Annotated in this window: 17 protein-coding genes; 5 read left to right on the top strand and 12 right to left on the bottom strand. The window is 36.7% G+C overall.

The window, feature by feature from the left end; translation table 11 throughout:
- Positions 1-2: 2 nt before the first annotated feature.
- The 4 genes from DBR39_RS24015 to DBR39_RS24000 all read right to left on the bottom strand — a co-directional run bounded on the left by DBR39_RS24015 (position 3) and on the right by DBR39_RS24000 (position 6,333).
- A complete protein-coding gene (locus tag DBR39_RS24015; RefSeq protein WP_124537188.1) occupies positions 3-1,262 on the bottom strand; it encodes a tetratricopeptide repeat protein in 1,260 nt (419 codons plus the stop codon).
- Between the two features lie 5 nt (positions 1,263-1,267).
- A complete protein-coding gene (locus tag DBR39_RS24010) occupies positions 1,268-3,430 on the bottom strand; it encodes a type VI secretion system Vgr family protein (protein WP_124537187.1) in 2,163 nt (720 codons plus the stop codon).
- Between the two features lie 558 nt (positions 3,431-3,988).
- Positions 3,989-5,755, bottom strand: coding sequence for a S41 family peptidase (locus DBR39_RS24005; protein WP_124537186.1), 1,767 nt, complete (start codon positions 5,753-5,755; stop codon positions 3,989-3,991).
- A gap of 74 nt (positions 5,756-5,829) precedes the next feature.
- Positions 5,830-6,333: a DinB family protein gene (locus DBR39_RS24000; protein ID WP_124537185.1), complete on the bottom strand. Its 504-nt coding sequence runs from the start codon at positions 6,331-6,333 to the stop codon at positions 5,830-5,832.
- A gap of 151 nt (positions 6,334-6,484) precedes the next feature.
- Here DBR39_RS24000 and DBR39_RS23995 point away from each other — a divergent pair, with 151 nt between their 5' ends.
- From DBR39_RS23995 to DBR39_RS23985, 3 genes are all read left to right on the top strand, one after another.
- The gene (locus tag DBR39_RS23995) at positions 6,485-7,618 is read left to right on the top strand and encodes a tetratricopeptide repeat protein (RefSeq protein WP_185147260.1); all 1,134 of its coding nucleotides are present in this window, start codon (positions 6,485-6,487) and stop codon (positions 7,616-7,618) included.
- 89 nt (positions 7,619-7,707) lie between these two features.
- A complete protein-coding gene (locus DBR39_RS23990; protein WP_124537183.1) occupies positions 7,708-8,031 on the top strand; it encodes a nuclear transport factor 2 family protein in 324 nt (107 codons plus the stop codon).
- Positions 8,032-8,106: 75 nt separating this feature from the next.
- Positions 8,107-8,448, top strand: coding sequence for a YciI family protein (locus tag DBR39_RS23985; protein ID WP_124537182.1), 342 nt, complete (start codon positions 8,107-8,109; stop codon positions 8,446-8,448).
- 17 nt (positions 8,449-8,465) lie between these two features.
- Here DBR39_RS23985 and DBR39_RS23980 read toward each other — a convergent pair whose 3' ends face one another.
- From DBR39_RS23980 to DBR39_RS23965, 4 genes are all read right to left on the bottom strand, one after another.
- Entirely contained in the window at positions 8,466-9,032 is a 567-nt protein-coding gene (locus tag DBR39_RS23980; protein WP_124537181.1) for a DUF6624 domain-containing protein, read from the bottom strand.
- A 45-nt stretch (positions 9,033-9,077) separates the two neighbouring features.
- Positions 9,078-9,638, bottom strand: coding sequence for an AAA family ATPase (locus tag DBR39_RS23975; protein WP_124537180.1), 561 nt, complete (start codon positions 9,636-9,638; stop codon positions 9,078-9,080).
- 62 nt (positions 9,639-9,700) lie between these two features.
- Complete coding sequence (locus DBR39_RS23970; RefSeq protein ID WP_124537179.1) at positions 9,701-10,696, bottom strand: MsnO8 family LLM class oxidoreductase; 996 nt, start codon at positions 10,694-10,696, stop codon at positions 9,701-9,703.
- A gap of 68 nt (positions 10,697-10,764) precedes the next feature.
- On the bottom strand, positions 10,765-11,121 hold the full coding sequence (locus tag DBR39_RS23965) for a winged helix-turn-helix transcriptional regulator (protein ID WP_103235145.1): 357 nt from the start codon (positions 11,119-11,121) through the stop codon (positions 10,765-10,767).
- A gap of 109 nt (positions 11,122-11,230) precedes the next feature.
- On the opposite strand from DBR39_RS23965, the gene DBR39_RS23960 reads away from it, so the two are divergent.
- On the top strand, positions 11,231-12,376 hold the full coding sequence (locus tag DBR39_RS23960; protein ID WP_228447912.1) for an MFS transporter: 1,146 nt from the start codon (positions 11,231-11,233) through the stop codon (positions 12,374-12,376).
- A 50-nt stretch (positions 12,377-12,426) separates the two neighbouring features.
- Here the strand turns inward: DBR39_RS23960 and DBR39_RS23955 are convergent, their stop codons facing one another.
- From DBR39_RS23955 to DBR39_RS23940, 4 genes are all read right to left on the bottom strand, one after another.
- The gene (locus DBR39_RS23955) at positions 12,427-13,062 is read right to left on the bottom strand and encodes an ATP-binding cassette domain-containing protein (protein ID WP_124537177.1); all 636 of its coding nucleotides are present in this window, start codon (positions 13,060-13,062) and stop codon (positions 12,427-12,429) included.
- Positions 13,049-13,960, bottom strand: coding sequence for a hypothetical protein (locus DBR39_RS23950; RefSeq protein ID WP_124537176.1), 912 nt, complete (start codon positions 13,958-13,960; stop codon positions 13,049-13,051). Before DBR39_RS23950 ends, DBR39_RS23955 begins: the two co-directional genes overlap by 14 nt.
- A gap of 217 nt (positions 13,961-14,177) precedes the next feature.
- Positions 14,178-14,366 carry a hypothetical protein gene (locus tag DBR39_RS23945; protein WP_124537175.1) on the bottom strand — a complete coding sequence of 63 codons (189 nt, stop codon included), beginning with the start codon at positions 14,364-14,366 and terminating at the stop codon, positions 14,178-14,180.
- Positions 14,367-14,473: 107 nt separating this feature from the next.
- Positions 14,474-15,631: an Ig-like domain-containing protein gene (locus DBR39_RS23940; RefSeq protein ID WP_185147259.1), complete on the bottom strand. Its 1,158-nt coding sequence runs from the start codon at positions 15,629-15,631 to the stop codon at positions 14,474-14,476.
- A gap of 380 nt (positions 15,632-16,011) precedes the next feature.
- Here DBR39_RS23940 and DBR39_RS23935 point away from each other — a divergent pair, with 380 nt between their 5' ends.
- The gene (locus DBR39_RS23935; protein ID WP_124537173.1) at positions 16,012-16,893 is read left to right on the top strand and encodes a cupin-like domain-containing protein; all 882 of its coding nucleotides are present in this window, start codon (positions 16,012-16,014) and stop codon (positions 16,891-16,893) included.
- Positions 16,894-16,932: the final 39 nt, after the last annotated feature.

Below are 16,932 nucleotides of genomic sequence, written 5' to 3'. Positions count from 1 at the left end.
GATTAACCTGCTTTTGGTCTTTCTACACTTACCCTCCAATCATCACCAAAATAAGTCTTCATTTCGCTGTCCAGTTTTTGTTTTTTATCACGATCTCCTTCATATTTGAGAATCAGCATTGACGCCACAAACCGAAGACTGCTTTGTTCCCGTACTGAAGGATCCATTAATTTTGCTATATCGAGGCATTTTTCAAAATACCTGATCATTTTATCTTTTGTCAAAACAGTATCATTCAGCGTTCCGATGATTCTGTAACATTCAATAGCCATCGCGTATTCTCCTATCTTCTGTGCTGTTTCTGCAGCTTTTTCAAATATTTTTTCTGCTTTGGATTTTTTGGAATGACTCAATAAATGGCTTCCATAATTCATATACATCTGAATTTCCAAAGGGGAATCGGGTTCTATTTCTTCAAATATAATCTGGTACGTATCTTCTGCTCTCTCTTTTTTCTTGTCTGCAGTATAAGCCTGGGTAAGCATAAAGTAGGCAGAAATCTCCCCCTGTTTGTTCTTTTGCTCTTTAGCCAGTTTCACTGCTGTTTTCAACGCATGTTCTGCTTCTTTGAATCTTTCTTTGCTTAAATGATTACTCGCAATGAGAATCTGCTGCTGAAAATCTGTATCCGGACTGTTTTTCTTCCGGTTGGTATGAGCTGCGGTATTCTGCATTAACTGATGAATATCTACTTCTACTCTAAAACTGTGTGCAGAAGAAATTGGTGATAATGTTCTGTGCGTATGATGCTCGGCCCAGACCAGTTTAATGTCTTTATTTTCTGATGTTTCACAGATCCTGCACCATTCTTTCACCCACAAAGAGAGTTCTTCAGTATCGCTGATCCTCAGCGGAGCAATGTAGAGATAGATTTTAGAATGCTGAATATTGGGGAAGTTTCTCTTGAGTTCCAGCAGCGGATAAAATGCTTTATAGGCATCTGTTTTAAAATCCTTCTCTGGATCTTTGAGTTTCCATTGCGGAATATCTTCTTCGCTTTTTTTCAACATTTCGTAAAACTCAGTCCATTCATCCAGCAAGGTCTGTCCGAATGAGTTCATCCCGTTAAATTCCTGATAATGGAGCAAAAAAACATCATCACTTTCTTCGTCTTCAGAAAGTCTCGATTTGATAAATCCGTCAAAAAGATCGGTTTCATGTTTTTCTCCTATACAGATCAGCATGGGTTTTTCCTCGTTCTTTGAGACTACTTTCTGCCATTGTCTTTTTAATTTTACCAACTCCAGGTCTACAGGATTCATCTGCGTTAATTCAGTTTTACAGTTCCACTTACAATATTTGTCTCACTTCCGCCACCGACATTGATTTTACCCCCGCTGCTGAGATTGGCTTCTGTATCACCTCTCATGGAAAGGGTTTTGGTTCCGATATCCAGTGTATCTGATTTGATTCCGATTCCCGAAGTAGGATCACCGTCTTCAGGTCCTACCCCCACTCCAATACTCGATGTTCCTCCGACTCCAATATTGATTCCCTGCACAAATATTTCTTTTCCTTTGATCTGAATATTTCCGTCTTTATCCATATAAAGAGAACTGCTTCCACAATTCAGAGTAATGGAAATCTTACTGTCTATGGTTATATTTCCGGCTCCATCAAGAAAAACGGAGTTTTGATCTTTGTCTCTTACGGTAATTCCTCCGGCATCATCCAAACTCATGGTATGTCCACTTTTACTGCTTAGACTTTTGATATTATTTCCGGTTCCGCCGCCGCCGCCAACTCCACCATGAAACATTCCTCCCATTACAAACGGACGGTCAGGATTCTGGTGGGCAAAGTTGACTACTACCTGATCTCCCACTTCCGGAATTGCCATGAACCCTCTATTTTTGCTCACTTTTTCGCTTCCCCCACCATCGGGAGTCATTACCCGGATATATTCACTTGTAGTAGAGCCATTTTGCCAATCAAATTGAACTTTTACTCTTCCCTGATTTAAAGGGTCTGTATTGGAAATTACTTTTGCAAACTGGGCATCTGCTTTCGGGGTGTGAAACTCCGGGCGGGGAATAAACCCTGTATCGGAAGCTATGGCCTCAAATGTTCCGGTATAATATCCTCGGGCATCCACCTCATGATACATATCCATAATCATAAGCTTAGTGAAATAGGTGGTTTCACTGCTTTCGGCTTTTCGCATTTCAATATCAGCAATACAGCCAGGATAAAGAAATGGTACTGTGGTAATCCCTGAAATAACAAATACCTCAGAAGCCTTGCTTCCTGCTGTTCCTTTCTGGGAATTTTCCACATCCATAAAAGACACTGCTTTTATAGGAGCCACTCTTAAAGAAGGGGTTGTAAAGGTTTTTTCTGAAATTTCGTAGGCTCGTTTTGCAATATCCGAAGTATGATTAATCTTTGAATTTCCAGCGGTTAATTTTTCATTTTTACTGCTGTTATATCCATAAAATGATGGGTTTACGTGTTGCGCTTTCATCTTTATTTTGACATCGCTTACACTGCTTCCGTAAGTCAGTTTTACAGGTTTTTCCTGAGGGGGAAGTTTCCCGAAATGAAGAACTTCACCATCATAATAAAACTGTTCCCCATAGGCTTCTGCAATTCTTGCCAGATAGTTGTAATGGGTTTCTTCATATTGGGACGTGTAAGAAATATTTCCGTGTGAAGCATCTACTCTGAAGTCAAAGCTATGCTGCCCCAGACCTTCCTTGATCACCTGATCTGCAATGCTGTTCAGGCTGATTTCCTGGGCTCCTCCAAAACTTTGAATGTGGGGAGCTGCATCTAACAGCACTGTGGGGCTTGACCCCGTAAGGACAATATTTCCAAGGCTTCCTTTTTCCTGGCTGAAACCTACTTCGGTAATCACTCCTACAAAGTTTCTTTCGGGGCCGTCTTCTACATCTTTATATCTGAAAATTACGGTAATTCTTTTACCAAGAAAATTCTGAGCTTCTTCCAGATTATGATTTTCTGAGCTTCCTAATGTATCATGAGCCAACATCAGATCAAATTCGTGATGTTTTACAGCACTTTGTTTTAATTGAAAATGCTTGAAATGTTTGATTACTTTTCCGTCAATCACTATTTCAAGCTGTATTACACGGTTGATTCCTGCTACCTGATTGCCGGGAATTGTATTGGCATTGTAAATTCCGGAAGTAGGCTGTTTTGACCATACTTTGTCTTCTACCAATGTAGGAGGATTAGGCTGTTTAACCTGATTCATAAACATTTGTGAACCGTTCTGAACCATTCCTGTATACGCTTGAGCCTGAACCATCTTTTCTGTAGCTTTTTTAATGGTTCCACTGGATTTTTTCTGCACTTCCTGAGCAGCTTTGCTGGCCGCCTGATCTGTCAGAGTATCTTTCAGATTGTTTACAGCTGGAATTTTATCTTTGGAAACAGGCATTTTGGGTGAATGATCGTCCTGAAACATAATTATAATATTTTGATTGATTGGGTGTCAAATTTTTTAAGGCTAAAACCTACCTGACGTAAAAACGTTCAGATACATTTTCTTTATCCGTATTTTATTCTGAGAAATAAAATACGGATATTAAGATCAAAACAGGGTATATAGTAATTGTAAAAAGGTAAAGCAGAATATTGTATCTACTTTACTCCCTGTTGAATTCCTGAATTTATGGGTATGCTATGCAAATTTTAATCATTATTAATTTTTTTTGTAATTGATTGGTGGTATTACAAAGATAAAACGGTAATTGCTATTCAAAAAATTTTCGTAAGCTAATCTGAAAATTTGTAGTAGTTCTACGACTTTCCCTAAATAATTCTAAAGCAAATGATTAAAAATAATAATTAAACAACTCTATATCAGATCAATATTTAACAATTTTTAATAAATAAAAACATTATATTTATCACTTAAAATGGAAATAATATAAAATTATTTTAAATTTCAGCAACAATAAAAACCCTCTGAAATAATGAATTTTCAGAGGGTTTTATCTATAATACTTCAATGAATGATTTTTTACGGCTTTCTAAGCTCTGAGACTTTTTTGAGATAAACATCTGTCTGATCCAGAAACTCCTGATCGGTCTGCTGAACTTTTATATGGGGGATAATCCCCTGTCCTCTTTCCTGATCCGGAAGATTCTGTGCATCCTGAATCACATGAACAATAGAAAATCCTGTCTGGATGCCGGTATTGGGAAGTTCATATACCAATGGAAGATGCCCGTTATGTTCGTAATACCCACCTACTGTTTCTTTTCCGATTGCTACTGCATTGGTGTAGGATTTAATCAATGAGGCAAGATGTGAAGCTGCAGAAGCGACACGCTGATCTACCAGCAGATAAAGCTGCCCTTTAAATGTTCTTTCATTAGGCATAATTAAAGGATTTTTATCATCTGCCCAGTAATATTTTCCCTGAACATCTTTAGGATAAAGCTGTTTCAGATAGGCATTCAGTCCATGCTTATCCTGTACTCCATTGGAAAGAAAAAGAGAAGTAATGATCAGTTTCTCTTCCATAGGCACCTCATTGAACTTAGTATAAGCATAGTGGCTGTCACGGAAAGGTCTTTGGGTAAGATAAGAGAATACTTTTTCATACAAAGCTCCTGTACCACCGGTATTTCCTCTAAGATCAATAATAAGGTTCTTTATTTTCTCGCGTTCCAGGGTATCCATCATCTGGTCAAGGAAAACACTGAATTTTTTATACGCAGGATCTTCTTTTCCGGTTGCAAAATCAAATCCCCTCAAAGATAACCGGTATATTCCATCTCCTTCTTTCGTAAAACTGTATTTTTCGGAGAGTAGCTTTTTGTCAAAAGCTAATGAATGTCTTGAATCCTGAAGCTTTTTAAAGTTTTCTAATGAGATTCCCGGTAATGAAACTTCTTTTACATTTCCATTCCACTGATAGCTGATGATATAGTTTTTGTGAGTGCCGAATTCTATATAAAACTTGTCCAGCATACCTCTCTCAAAACCCGTTGTTTCTTTGTAAGGCATTGAATATCCGTCAGAAAAATAATATTTTGAAAAACGGCTAATCATTTCTTTCGCAGGAACTCCATTGATAGAAAGGATTTCGGCACCTAAAGGTAATGCCACGTCTTTTGAATCCTGAAGCAGACGGCCATCCATATTCTTCAGTGTAATGGGTAAATATTCCGGTTTTTGGGTGAGGTAATAAGAAGCGTGGTTGGGCAGATCTGTGTAGTTATGACAGCTTCCTTCAAATCCGGTAACATTGGCAATAACTTTATAAAAATCGAAAATATTTTTGCTGTTTCGGGCTTCTATCTCAGCCTGCTGATAAATGCTGTCAATCTGTTTTCTGGTTCTGTAGACATACAACCCTGAGTTGGCTTTTTCTCTGATAGAGCGGAATGTTCTAAGATCTTCCACAAACTGGTCAGGGCTGAACCGCCCATCCAGAATAGCTGCATTTTTTGATTCCATAATGAAAACTTTAGCCGTTTTACTTTTTTCAGCATAAGATTTAGCCCAGATTTTAAGCTCATATTTTTTCCCTTTTTCCGGGCTAAAGTATAAACGTTCTACACTTTTTATTCCTCTGGAATCATCCTGTTCTTTCAATTTCTTGCCATCCACGAACAAGGCAACCCCCAAATTCGCATCTGCGGACTGTACCGAAATCCATGAAGGTTTATGAGACTGGGGAGCATATTTTAAAGTATCTCCCGGTTTCAATTCTGAATGCGTCTGTGCATAAGCACTGTTTAGTAACAGCACTAGAGGAATGATGAAAGGTCTGGTCATTACTATTTTTTGAATGGGCTAATATACAAATTAACCCCACCCGATTAAATAGCCTTCAATGATTGCTTTTAATCCTATAATTTCACACTCATTTCCTGAACTTCTTCCGCCGAAAATCCGTAGATCTGGGGTGTTTTTACATCCAGAAGATTCAGATAGATATATAATTCTGCTCTGTGATGAATTTCATGTTCTATCATGGCACGAAGCCATTTCCATATTGAAATTTCGTTGTTAGCCGGAGTTAAGCATTTACGGGTAAGATCTTCATCAGATAGTCCGTTGATAATTTCCAATGTCTGTCTATGCATCTCATTGAAAAATATAACACTATTTTCATAGCCGTCAGCCAGATCTTTTCCACATCCCGGATAGGCACTTTTTCTTCCGGAAATAGTTTCCCCATACATATACCGCTCAATAGCAGCAATATGTCTTATCTGATCTCCAATCGTAAATTTCCCGGATTTATAGGAAAAATCAATGTGTTCGGGAGGAACCACTTCAATAATACGATGGGTTCTTTCTCTTATCTTTTTATAATAATCCAGGAATGATTCTACAGTTCTTATTTCCATATCTATCTTGCTTTATCTGATCGTATTTCTGTAAAATGATGCTTCAATTTTTGACACAAATTATTCCTAAAATTAATAAAATCCCCAATAAGTGATTCTAAAATTTGGAATCTTATTAAATATCCAATATTTTAGTTAAAAAATAACCATGATGAAAACAGGAATTTGTTTATGTCTATTTCTATTAGGCTTTAACAAAATCACAGCTCAATCTGCAAAAATTGATAATGAAAAACTTCTTGAATATTATGAAACACAACGGTATGCCGATGCAGCCCGATATCTGCAAAGCATATATCCGGAAGATACTCAGGATATGAAAGCTCTTTCACAAATAGCGTATTGTAATATGATGGCCGGAAAACTGCCGGAAGCTGAAAAAAATTATCAGAAAATCAACACCATCCAACCGAATAACCTGCCTACTCTATTCAGTTTGGCCGGGATCAATTCCAGAAGGGGCAATGTTTCCAATGCTAAGACTTATCTTCAGCAGATCATTCAGCTGGACAGTCTTAACTTTAATGCTTATAAACAGCTTGCAGCCTATGCAGAAACTCCAAATACAAAATTGAATTACCTTAAAAAAGCCAATGCTATAAATTCTATAGACCCTGATGTATCCTATGATCTTTCTATGGTTTATAATGGACTCAAACAATATCAGCCAGCTTATGATGTATTGAAAACAGCTATTGCTTCTGACACGGAAAATTTTACTTTGCAGCAAGCTCAGCTATCCATCGCCAATCGGCTTGGTAAATATACAGAAGTAATTGAAACAGGGGAAAAGCTCTTGAAAAACCACGCGGACGTAAATGTGATGAACGATATGGGACAGGCTTACTTTTATGTAAAGGATTATCAAAAGTGCATCAGTCTTTATAAAATACTTGAAGAAATGGGGGTGCAAAATGAAGGTATCTTGTATTTTATGGCATTAAGCTACCGCGAACTGAAAGATTATAACAATGCTGCAATCTATGCCCAAAAGACCATTGATGAAGCGATTTCGGATCATACGACTCTTTATTATGCAGCACTGGCGGGTATTTATGAAGCGAAAAATCAATATAATGATGCTGTAACTGCTTATAAAAGAGGGTTGACCTTTGGTACCAGCAATATTATTTATTACCGCCTGGGACTTCTTTATGATCTCAATCTGAAACAACCTAAGAATGCCATAATCTATTATCAGATGTATCTTAAAAATAATCCGGATCAGGAAAAGGAAAAAGAGCAGATCGCTTATGCTAAAGGCAGAATTCCAAACTTAAAATAGTAAAAATTACGAATCATTTTGTGATTATAATCACAGATGAAATGATATGTGACTAGCTAAATTTGCATTTAATAATAAAAATAAGACTTATGAACAATACAGCAGAACAGTTTATCCAATATTTAAATGAGGAAAATTTTGACATGGCAGAAAGCTGTCTTGACCCTGATTTTAAATTTATTGGAGTACTGGGAAAAAGAGAAAGTGCTTCTGTTTATATCACAGATATGAAGCAGATGAAGTTTAAGTATGAAATTCTCAAAACTTTTACAGCCGGAGAAGACACATGTCTTTGGTATTCAATTGATATGGGAGAAAAAACGGTAGAAGCTTCCGGATGGTATCATATAAAAGATGGAAAGATTCATTCATTAAAAGTTTTGTTTGATCCCAGACCTTTATTAAAAGAATAAAATAAAATTAAGATTTTTGTCTCCATTATTATGTTTCAATCGTCATTGAAATGAATAATAAAAAAAAATTCAATAATGAAAGAATTTGCATTAATCTTCAGACTGAAAGATATTTCTGATTTTAAACCTTCCCCGGAGCAGATCCAGGAGCGCATGAATTGGCTGGGAAGTATTGCTGCTCAAAACAAACTGGTAGATAAGGGAAATACTCTTTTACCTGCACCGGGAACTGCAAAAACAGTAAAACCGGATAATATCGTAACAGATGGTCCTTATACCGAAATCAAGGAGTTCATCAGCGGGTATATTATTGTAAGGGCAGAATCTATTGATGAAGCCGTAGAGATGGCTAAAGGAAATCCTATCTTTAAAATCGGGGGGAATATTGAAGTGCGTGAAGTGTTAAAAACTAATTAGGGAAACTGGAAAAAGCTCTAAATCCATCCTGCTTTTTTTCTCCAAGCTGTATAATCAGCATCTTTACGCTCTATTTCCGGAATGTTCTGAACTTCCGGAATTTTATTGATTTCTTCCTGAGATAATTCCGGAAGGTTTACCTTTTTACGTTCTTTATTTAAGTCTTTTTTATTTTCTACAGGATAGATCATTCCTTCAGCCGTTAATTGTGTCCCATATCTTTGCGGCTTACTTTGAAAAAACTGAATACGGTCGTATAAATAAGCTTTATTGGCTGGATTAATATCACTGCTCTCATCCTCCATCATGGTATAGCATTCTTTCATAAATTCCGGCTCACCAATAGCATGTTGTATGATCAGCCAGGCTGCATCACTTGCTTCTTTACCTACTTTTGAAATGGTGGGATAACCAATTTCGGTTATAATTTCCCTAAGCCGTTTTGCATTGGCTTTATGAATATTTTCCATTTCAGGATGATACCCACCGGATAATTCTCCTGCTTTTAGCAGCTTTTCTCTGATGGACAGATCTTTGTCAGCAAGCTCGATCAGCTCTTTTTCAAAAGGAAGATATTTCTTCATGTTATAAATGATGAATGATAATTGATAGATGATGAGATAATTAATCTAGTTATTATATGAAATAGTATCAAGGATGGAGCGTGCTCTGTTTCCAACTGTAGCTTTCGGGACTTCTATGAGACTGTAATCATATTTCTGATAAATTTCTTTCATACATTCAAAGGTAAGTATTGCTTTTTCAAAGGTTTGTTTTCTTTCAGGATCATTTTCATAAATCTCTTTCCATGGTGGAAGAATGAATACAGTGCTATTATAAACCATTTCTCTGGCTTTTGATTCCAGTGATTCAGAAATGGGAATATTTTCAAGCCTCATGTATCCCAGCGTATCCAATATCCCACGGTCAAAGAAAACAGGTTTCGGATGGGCTATCTTAGCTATTTTTTGGTAATTTTTTACGGACTCTTCAAACATCAGATGGGCAAAAAGTTCCTTATCCAGCCATGGAAGTCCTTCTCCACCGGAATGGATCTGTTCTTTTATGATTTTCCTGCCTTCTTCGGGAACAACTGTCAGTCCGTTTCTATTGAATTCATCCAGCAAGGTCGTTTTTCCCGCTCCGGGACCGCCTGTAATGATATATAACATTGAATTTTCCTGCTTCATGGGGCTAATTTATTTTTTAAAACAACCCTGCATACAACAGCAACTTCAGATATTCTGTAGGGTTATTTATTATTTTTGATGATACTTTTATAGGTATAGATTCGATCTTTCTCCCGATGCATATTGCACAATATCAGAAGATCGTCCGTATTGTATTTCTCTGAAACCTGCTGTAATCTCTGATCAACAAACTGTGGTGTTTCTATTATAATTCTGTCTAAAATTGTAAAAAACTCATCTTCATCTTCAGTTCCCAATATCTTTTGCTCTATATCTTCAGAAGAAAGAACGGCATTAGGACTGGCTAACTGGCGGGACTGTAAAAACTGATAGGCCATCCCATACGCATTCCGTCTGGCTTCTTCAATACTGTCTGCTACCGATACAGCCACAGCAACCTGCAGAGAAGGCTTGGAAAAATACTGGCTCCCATCGAATTCTCTGAGATAAGCCTCTGTATTTTCCATTCCGTTTTCACTGTTCATAAAAGCGGCAAAAGAATATCCTATCCCATGTTTTGCTGCTTCTTTAGCAGAAGTCATTCCTGATCCCAGCCACATGATTTCTGGGATATGCTGTACATGCGTGGGCTGTGCAATCAGACCTTCGTATACTCCCTTTTCATCCCTGATGAACTGAATGATTTCTTCCAGTTTCGTTTCCATATTAGACAGAACGACAGGTTTATGATTATTCAGAGCCATAACAGCATCTTTTAATCCTCCGGGAGCCTTTCCCAATCCGAGAATAAAACGTTCAGGGTAGAGGGTTGACAGCATTTTGGTCCATTCTGCAATTTTATAGGCAGAATAGTTTCTCATCATAATTCCGGCTGTTCCTATTTTGATTCGGTTTGTTTTACTCAGGATAATAGCTGCTAAAAGTTCAGGACTGGAACTTCCATAGGCTTCTACTCCATGATGCTCGGAATACATGATGCTGTGAAACCCTGTCTCTTCGGCCAATAAGGCAAGATTAATACTGTTGGTCAATGCAGATGCAGCAGTCCCCCCCATTGTTAAAGGTGACTGGTCTAAGATCCCTAATTTCAGCTTCATTGGATTGAAATAGATTTTACGTGAAGGTATGAAAAAAGCTATTATTTAATAGAAAAACAGGTGACTTTTCATTCTTTAGGCGGAAATACAATTCCTTCATCTTTAATCAGGTCATAACCAAAATTCATAATGGTTTCAATGACCGGAATGGCTTTTTTTCCTTTCTCTGTAAGGCTGTATTCCACTTTTGGAGGAACTACGGGATATACTTCACGATGAATCATGTCTTTAGCTTCCAGCTCACGCAGCTGGCTGGTCAGCATTTTGTCTGTGATATGGGGAATATCCTTTTTAAGCTCGCTGAAACGAAGCGGTTTCTCCTGTAACCTCCACAAAACAGGCATTTTCCAGGTTCCGCCGATATGGCTTAATGCAAATTCAATAGGGGTATAATACAGTCTTTTATCATGGAAAAACTCAGGCATAATAATCGTTTTTACAGTTGCACTTTCAAAAAGGTGAGTATAGAACTAAAAGGTAAGTATATAGCTTTACGATAGTCTATTCTGCAAATTTGCAAAAAAAATAATGAAAATGAACAGAAATCTTTATGTACTGGCTTTAGGTGTTTTCGGAATTACGACCACTGAATTTGGAGTCATCGGTGTACTCCCCGAAATAGCATCTGCATTCCGGGTCTCTATTGAAAAAGCAGGATGGCTGCTGAGTGCTTTTGCCTTGATCGTTGCTGTTTTTGGTCCATTTATGCTGCTTGCATTATCCTCTTTCAAAAAGAAAAGTCTGCTGATTTTTTCCCTATTTATTTTTGTTGTAACCAATATTTTGTCTGCATATATGACCAGTTTTTATGTGTTACTTGCTGTCAGAATGATTCCTGCATTTTTCCATCCGGTGTATTGGTCTATTGCTTTGTCTGCAGCCGGAGCAACTTCAGATCCCAAAGAGAAATCCAAAGCGGTGAGTATTATTTTCTCCGGGCTTACCCTGGCAACGGTACTGGGAGTTCCCTTGGCAACTTTTATGTCTGATCTGTTTTCCTGGCAGTCTTCTTTTGTATTGACAGCTTTAATTAATGGAGTCGCTTTGATTGGGGTTTGGTTTTATTTGCCCTCTATTCCAACGACAAAAGACGTATCAAAGAGGTTTCCTACTGAGATCTTTCGCAGTAAACTTTTATGGATCAGTCTTTTTCTTGCATTTTTTATCATTGCAGGCATGTATTCTACGTATGGCTATATGGCTGATTTTCTACAGCATGTGACTAAGATGAACGGAAAACAAATCAGTCTGATGCTGTTTTTGTTTGGCACTGTAGGGATTGCAGGAAATAAAATAGCAGGAAAATATATGAGCCGGTATCCGTTTCAAACCACTCTTCTGTTTTTGATTTTATTATCCGGGATTCATCTGTTGATCGGACATTACGGAACTTTTATCACACCTATGATATGGATTGTCGGATGCTGGGGATTGGTTCATTCCGGAGGTTTTCTGATCAGCAACATCAATATAACCTCCTCTACTGCATGTTCTTCTGAATTCATCAATAGTATTTTTACTTCCTGCGGAAATTTTGCAGTAACGGCAGGGACTTTATTCGGAGGGTTCTGGATTTCCCGTTATGGTATTGAGAACATAATAGAGTGCAGTATTATAAGTCTGATTTCAGCGCTTATTATGTTGATTATAAGAAAGAGATATACAAAACCTACATTTTAATACAGAAAAATCAATGAACAGGTTTGATTTCAATTGTTAAAATTTTATCTCTAGAATTTAAGAGTATTCAACTGGCTAAATTCTTCCTTTCCGTAGATCTTTTCAATTTTTCCATCTTGCAGAAGGGCAATTTTATCACAGGTATGAAAGAGAGTTTCGATGATATGGGAGCTCACAATCACTACTTTATTTTCTGACTTCAGCTGTCTGATAATGTCATAAAGAATATGGACGCCTTCAAAATCTACTCCATTAAACGGTTCATCCAGAATATTAATAGGCTTATCCAGCATCAGCATTCCGGTGAGTGCCAGCTTTTTCTTCATTCCGCTGGAATAATATTGTACATATTTTTTCAGCGGAAGGTTGAATCTCTCAATAATGTCTTTGATTTCAGCTTCTTTTTTTGAGGTAAAATAAGCCAGATATTCTTCTCCGGTAATGTAAGGGTAAAAATAGTTTTCGGTTTCCAGATAGGAAATCATTTCCCGTTTCAGCCGTTCATTCTTCCAGGTAATATTTCCTGAAAACGGTACACTTCGGTACAATGATTCAAACAGCGTGGTTTTTCCTGCGCCATTCTTCCCAAGCAGTCCCAATATGCATCCTTCTTCTATTGATATATTCAGATCGTTCAAAACTTTCTGATTTTTAAAATGAACATTTATATTTTTAATCTCCAACATAGGTCTTGATATTTTGAGAAGCTTCTTTTATATTGTTTTTCAATAGGAATAAGGCAGGGATAATGGTCATACAGCATAAAGTATACTCAATAAATACTCCAATATTATAATAATTGTTCTTTTCTTTATAATGGTACTGTTTATATTTCCGGGTCAGAATCAGCATTACATACAGATTCATAAAGACAAAATAATAGAGAACATATAAACTTTCTGCCGTATTGAAAATCAGAAATAAGCAGTACGTTGGTAAAAGTAAAGTATTGAAAAACAGAGAATTTCTCCTGAGCTTCTCTTTTAAAGTATATTTTTTGAAATACATTTCGAGCATCTCTTTGTTTTCGTTGGCCTCGTAAATATGTGAAATATAATCCAATACAAAAGTTCCTGTCAGGATCAAAACTATCGGATGGTAGGATGAACCCCAGATCAGGATAAGCCCCAGAGCTGCCAGCCAGGTATTTTTTCTCAGAAAACTTTTCCATTCAAACAAATCGTCCGGAATAAAATTCCATTGTAAGGCAAGCCACGGCTTTGATCTTGGCGTCACAAAAGCCAGCAAAAGCAGCATGGGCAGAGATAATAATGCGGTTTTCTCCAATTGATAATGGATGTTTCCGCATAGCAGAATACCGTAAATAATGACCGCTTCCAATACAATGATCAACCGCCAGCTTTTCACAAAGACTTTTTTCAGAAAAGGAATGTCTTTTCTTTCGTAATGAAACAGCAGGGTCAGTATAAAAAATAAAAATGGATAATAATAGCTTTCGGGTAATTTCATGATGATCAAAACTCCCAGAATAATCAGAACAGGAACACTTGCTCTTGGATTAAGATTTAATAGTCTGAAGCTTTGATGAAATCTGAATTTAAAATGGTTAAATAGTCTTTTCAAGGGTTTTTACAGCTATCTTCTGATGCTTTATGTATTTAAATTTTACAGAGTCTAAAGATAAATATTTTTCAGCGTATGGAAATGATAAAACCTACAATCTGTGTCATTATTTTTCTAAAGATATACTATAAAAAAGTCAGCAGTACAGGACCTCCTGTAATAATCAGCCACCAGTAAGGCAGAACAATACTTTATAGAATTGACCAGCTATAAATCCTTACCTCAAATCCTGATTGTTGCGCCTGTCTTTGATAATAGTTGTTACTACAAAGTAAATCAAGAGCGCCAGCATGTGACATCCTGATACAATAAGCAGAAAAAACCACCACACAAGTCCTGCTCCTCCACTGCTGTCATACAGCAACTGATAATATAATATTGAATTGTATAAACAGAAAAGTATCATATTGACAACACCGAATTTCCGGCTGTGCCTGAAGGTTAACACAATAAGTAAGAAACAAACTATTGAAGCCAGATATAAAAGTTGATTATCATTCATTGATGGTTAAATTATTTATTGTCCGTTTTAAACTTTATAAGAAATTTTTCATCTTTCAGGGGATAGCCATCTTTAGAAATAAAACTTTTGTTGGTCAGTACAAATTCATACTCTTTACTGGGTTTTAGGTCTACAAGCATTACCAACGTTTTGTTATTATTTTCCATCCCTACAATTTTGGAAATTGGGTAATAGTCTCTTCCCCTATCGGAAAGATTGAAGGAGTAACTTCCAGGAACCATTTCTTTTGAAAAAGTAACTCTTATTTCTTTTGTGTCAGCACTTACATGTACAGAACCATTGGAAGGATCTATTTTTACAACGTATGGTAAGTTCTTCTCATATTCTTTGATCAGTTTTTGTTTATCAATCTTGTCTTTGAAAAATTTTGATTTGATCAGAAAATCTTCAACCGCTTTATCATCATCATAATTCAGTTCAATAATATCTCTGACTGCCTGTTTTTTATCTTTTGCATTCTGATAATACAATTTACAGATCTCATATCCCACATAATATCCCAGATCTGCACTCTCTCCTTTTTGCCTTCCATTATAGAGCCAATTTCTAAAATTACCGGTAAACATCTCTTTTTTAAAAAGATCTTTAACTTCTGCTGAATGAGCCGCTCCATAAGACAGATATTTCCTTTCAAGAGTTGTATTCATCACCAATTCGGCAATCAAATCACAAGCTCCTTCCTTTATGGACTGGCTTAAAACTCTTCGGCGGTTTCCTGTCTGTTGAGTGTGTATATATTCATGAACATTTAAAGAGACAATATTATCCAAAGACTGCTCTGCAAAAACGCCTTTCAGCCAATCATCCTGAAATTCCGAAACATCTGTAGACGGAAGCCCTGTGGCAATTTCAGCACCTACCAGTACTTTGTTTCCACTTACTGTCCCCCCGGAATTGAGCCCGCCAATTGTAAAATACATTTCGGCTTCTTTCAATTCGGGATAGAGCTGCTTCAGCTTGGCAACACTGGCTTCCAGCTCATTGGTTTTAGTTTTTATCGCCAGGGTATTGGGTCTGATTGAATTCCAGAATTTAGGGTATTTGTCAATGATATTTACAAAAACAGTATCATTATAATCTCTTACTTTCATGAAGGTTTTCAATCCTTCTGTTCCTTTATCAGTATAAAGCCTTTTAATCAGATCCATTTTTTGGGAATGATTATTTGTCTTTTGAATGCTGTCGTAAGCCACCCAAAAATTATCGATATCTGACGTAAAAATCTTAGTTGACTTTTGTGAAAAAGCACTCGAAAATATAAGTGAAAAAAAAATGACGGAAATCTGTTTCATGATTGTTTTTTACAATGACAATTATACAGATAATAATATTCTTTTCAAAGAGTATTTTATAATCAAAAAAGCCCCTGTTTTAATGCTGAAAAACAGAGTTAATCATTTGGCTATAAATGCTTCAAAGAGCATCCATAGACTTGTATCAAATTCTATTTATATTAGTTCCAAATAATTTCAATTCTTTACTTTTATTTTCATAAATATTTAATACTTTAGCTTAATAATTTGAACGAATGGGAATAATCCTTAAACCGATTGATATTGTAGATGACATTTCACAAGAAGAATTTCGTGAAAAATATCTAAAGCCATGTAAGCCAGTGGTAATCAAGAATATGGCTAGAAATTGGCCCGCTTATCAAAAGTGGACGATGGATTACGTGAAGGAAGTAGTAGGCGATGTTGAAGTTCCTTTATATGACAGTTCCAAGGCTGATCCTGCAGCACCTATCAATACTCCAACGACAAAAATGCCTTTTAGCGAGTATCTAGACCTGATTCAAAGGGAGCCTACTGATCTTAGAATCTTCTTTTTTGATCCTATAAAATTTGCTCCAAAGCTATTGAACGATTATGTTCCGCCAAAGAATCTGATGGGAGGATTTTTAGATAAATATCCAAGTATGTTTTTTGGAGGTAAAGGTTCGGTAACGTTCCTTCACTATGATATCGACATGCCTCATATTTTCCATACTCACTTCAATGGAAGAAAGCACGTCCTTCTGTTTGAATACAAATGGAAATCTCGTCTGTATAAACTTCCATATGCCACTTATGCACTGGAAGATTATGATATTTCAAATCCCGATTTTGAAAAATTCCCTGCCCTTGATGGTATTGAAGGAATCGAATGCTTCCTGGAACATGGAGATACTTTATTCATGCCTACCGGCTGGTGGCACTGGATGAAATATCTGGATGGCTCTTTCTCTATCTCTCTGCGTGCATGGGACAAGAGCTGGGCTGTAAAAGCACATTCTTTATGGAATCTTACTGTTCAGCGTAATTTTGACAACTTCATGAAAGGACGATACAAAAAAAGGTATATGGACTGGAAAGAAAGAAAAGCAGTAGAAATAGCGAATAACGCGTTAAAAAGAGGACTTCCTAAATAAGTAAGAAAGCCTTTTATACAACAAAAAGAGTGGACGGTT

Origin of the sequence: Chryseobacterium sp. KBW03 (assembly GCF_003852415.1) — a bacterium.
Lineage (GTDB): Bacteria > Bacteroidota > Bacteroidia > Flavobacteriales > Weeksellaceae > Chryseobacterium > Chryseobacterium viscerum.
Note: the sequence above shows the minus strand (reverse complement) of the source record. Positions and strands in the feature narration are given on the sequence as shown.

Coding starts and splice junctions, on each gene's coding strand:
- DBR39_RS24015 (WP_124537188.1), bottom strand. CDS start 1,262: ATGAATCCTGTAGACCTGGAGTTGGTAAAATTAAAAAGACAATGGCAG.
- DBR39_RS24010 (WP_124537187.1), bottom strand. CDS start 3,430: ATGTTTCAGGACGATCATTCACCCAAAATGCCTGTTTCCAAAGATAAA.
- DBR39_RS24005 (WP_124537186.1), bottom strand. CDS start 5,755: ATGACCAGACCTTTCATCATTCCTCTAGTGCTGTTACTAAACAGTGCT.
- DBR39_RS24000 (WP_124537185.1), bottom strand. CDS start 6,333: ATGGAAATAAGAACTGTAGAATCATTCCTGGATTATTATAAAAAGATA.
- DBR39_RS23995 (WP_185147260.1), top strand. CDS start 6,485: ATGAAAACAGGAATTTGTTTATGTCTATTTCTATTAGGCTTTAACAAA.
- DBR39_RS23990 (WP_124537183.1), top strand. CDS start 7,708: ATGAACAATACAGCAGAACAGTTTATCCAATATTTAAATGAGGAAAAT.
- DBR39_RS23985 (WP_124537182.1), top strand. CDS start 8,107: ATGAAAGAATTTGCATTAATCTTCAGACTGAAAGATATTTCTGATTTT.
- DBR39_RS23980 (WP_124537181.1), bottom strand. CDS start 9,032: ATGAAGAAATATCTTCCTTTTGAAAAAGAGCTGATCGAGCTTGCTGAC.
- DBR39_RS23975 (WP_124537180.1), bottom strand. CDS start 9,638: ATGAAGCAGGAAAATTCAATGTTATATATCATTACAGGCGGTCCCGGA.
- DBR39_RS23970 (WP_124537179.1), bottom strand. CDS start 10,696: ATGAAGCTGAAATTAGGGATCTTAGACCAGTCACCTTTAACAATGGGG.
- DBR39_RS23965 (WP_103235145.1), bottom strand. CDS start 11,121: ATGCCTGAGTTTTTCCATGATAAAAGACTGTATTATACCCCTATTGAA.
- DBR39_RS23960 (WP_228447912.1), top strand. CDS start 11,231: ATGAACAGAAATCTTTATGTACTGGCTTTAGGTGTTTTCGGAATTACG.
- DBR39_RS23955 (WP_124537177.1), bottom strand. CDS start 13,062: ATGTTGGAGATTAAAAATATAAATGTTCATTTTAAAAATCAGAAAGTT.
- DBR39_RS23945 (WP_124537175.1), bottom strand. CDS start 14,366: ATGATACTTTTCTGTTTATACAATTCAATATTATATTATCAGTTGCTG.
- DBR39_RS23940 (WP_185147259.1), bottom strand. CDS start 15,631: ATGGATCTGATTAAAAGGCTTTATACTGATAAAGGAACAGAAGGATTG.
- DBR39_RS23935 (WP_124537173.1), top strand. CDS start 16,012: ATGGGAATAATCCTTAAACCGATTGATATTGTAGATGACATTTCACAA.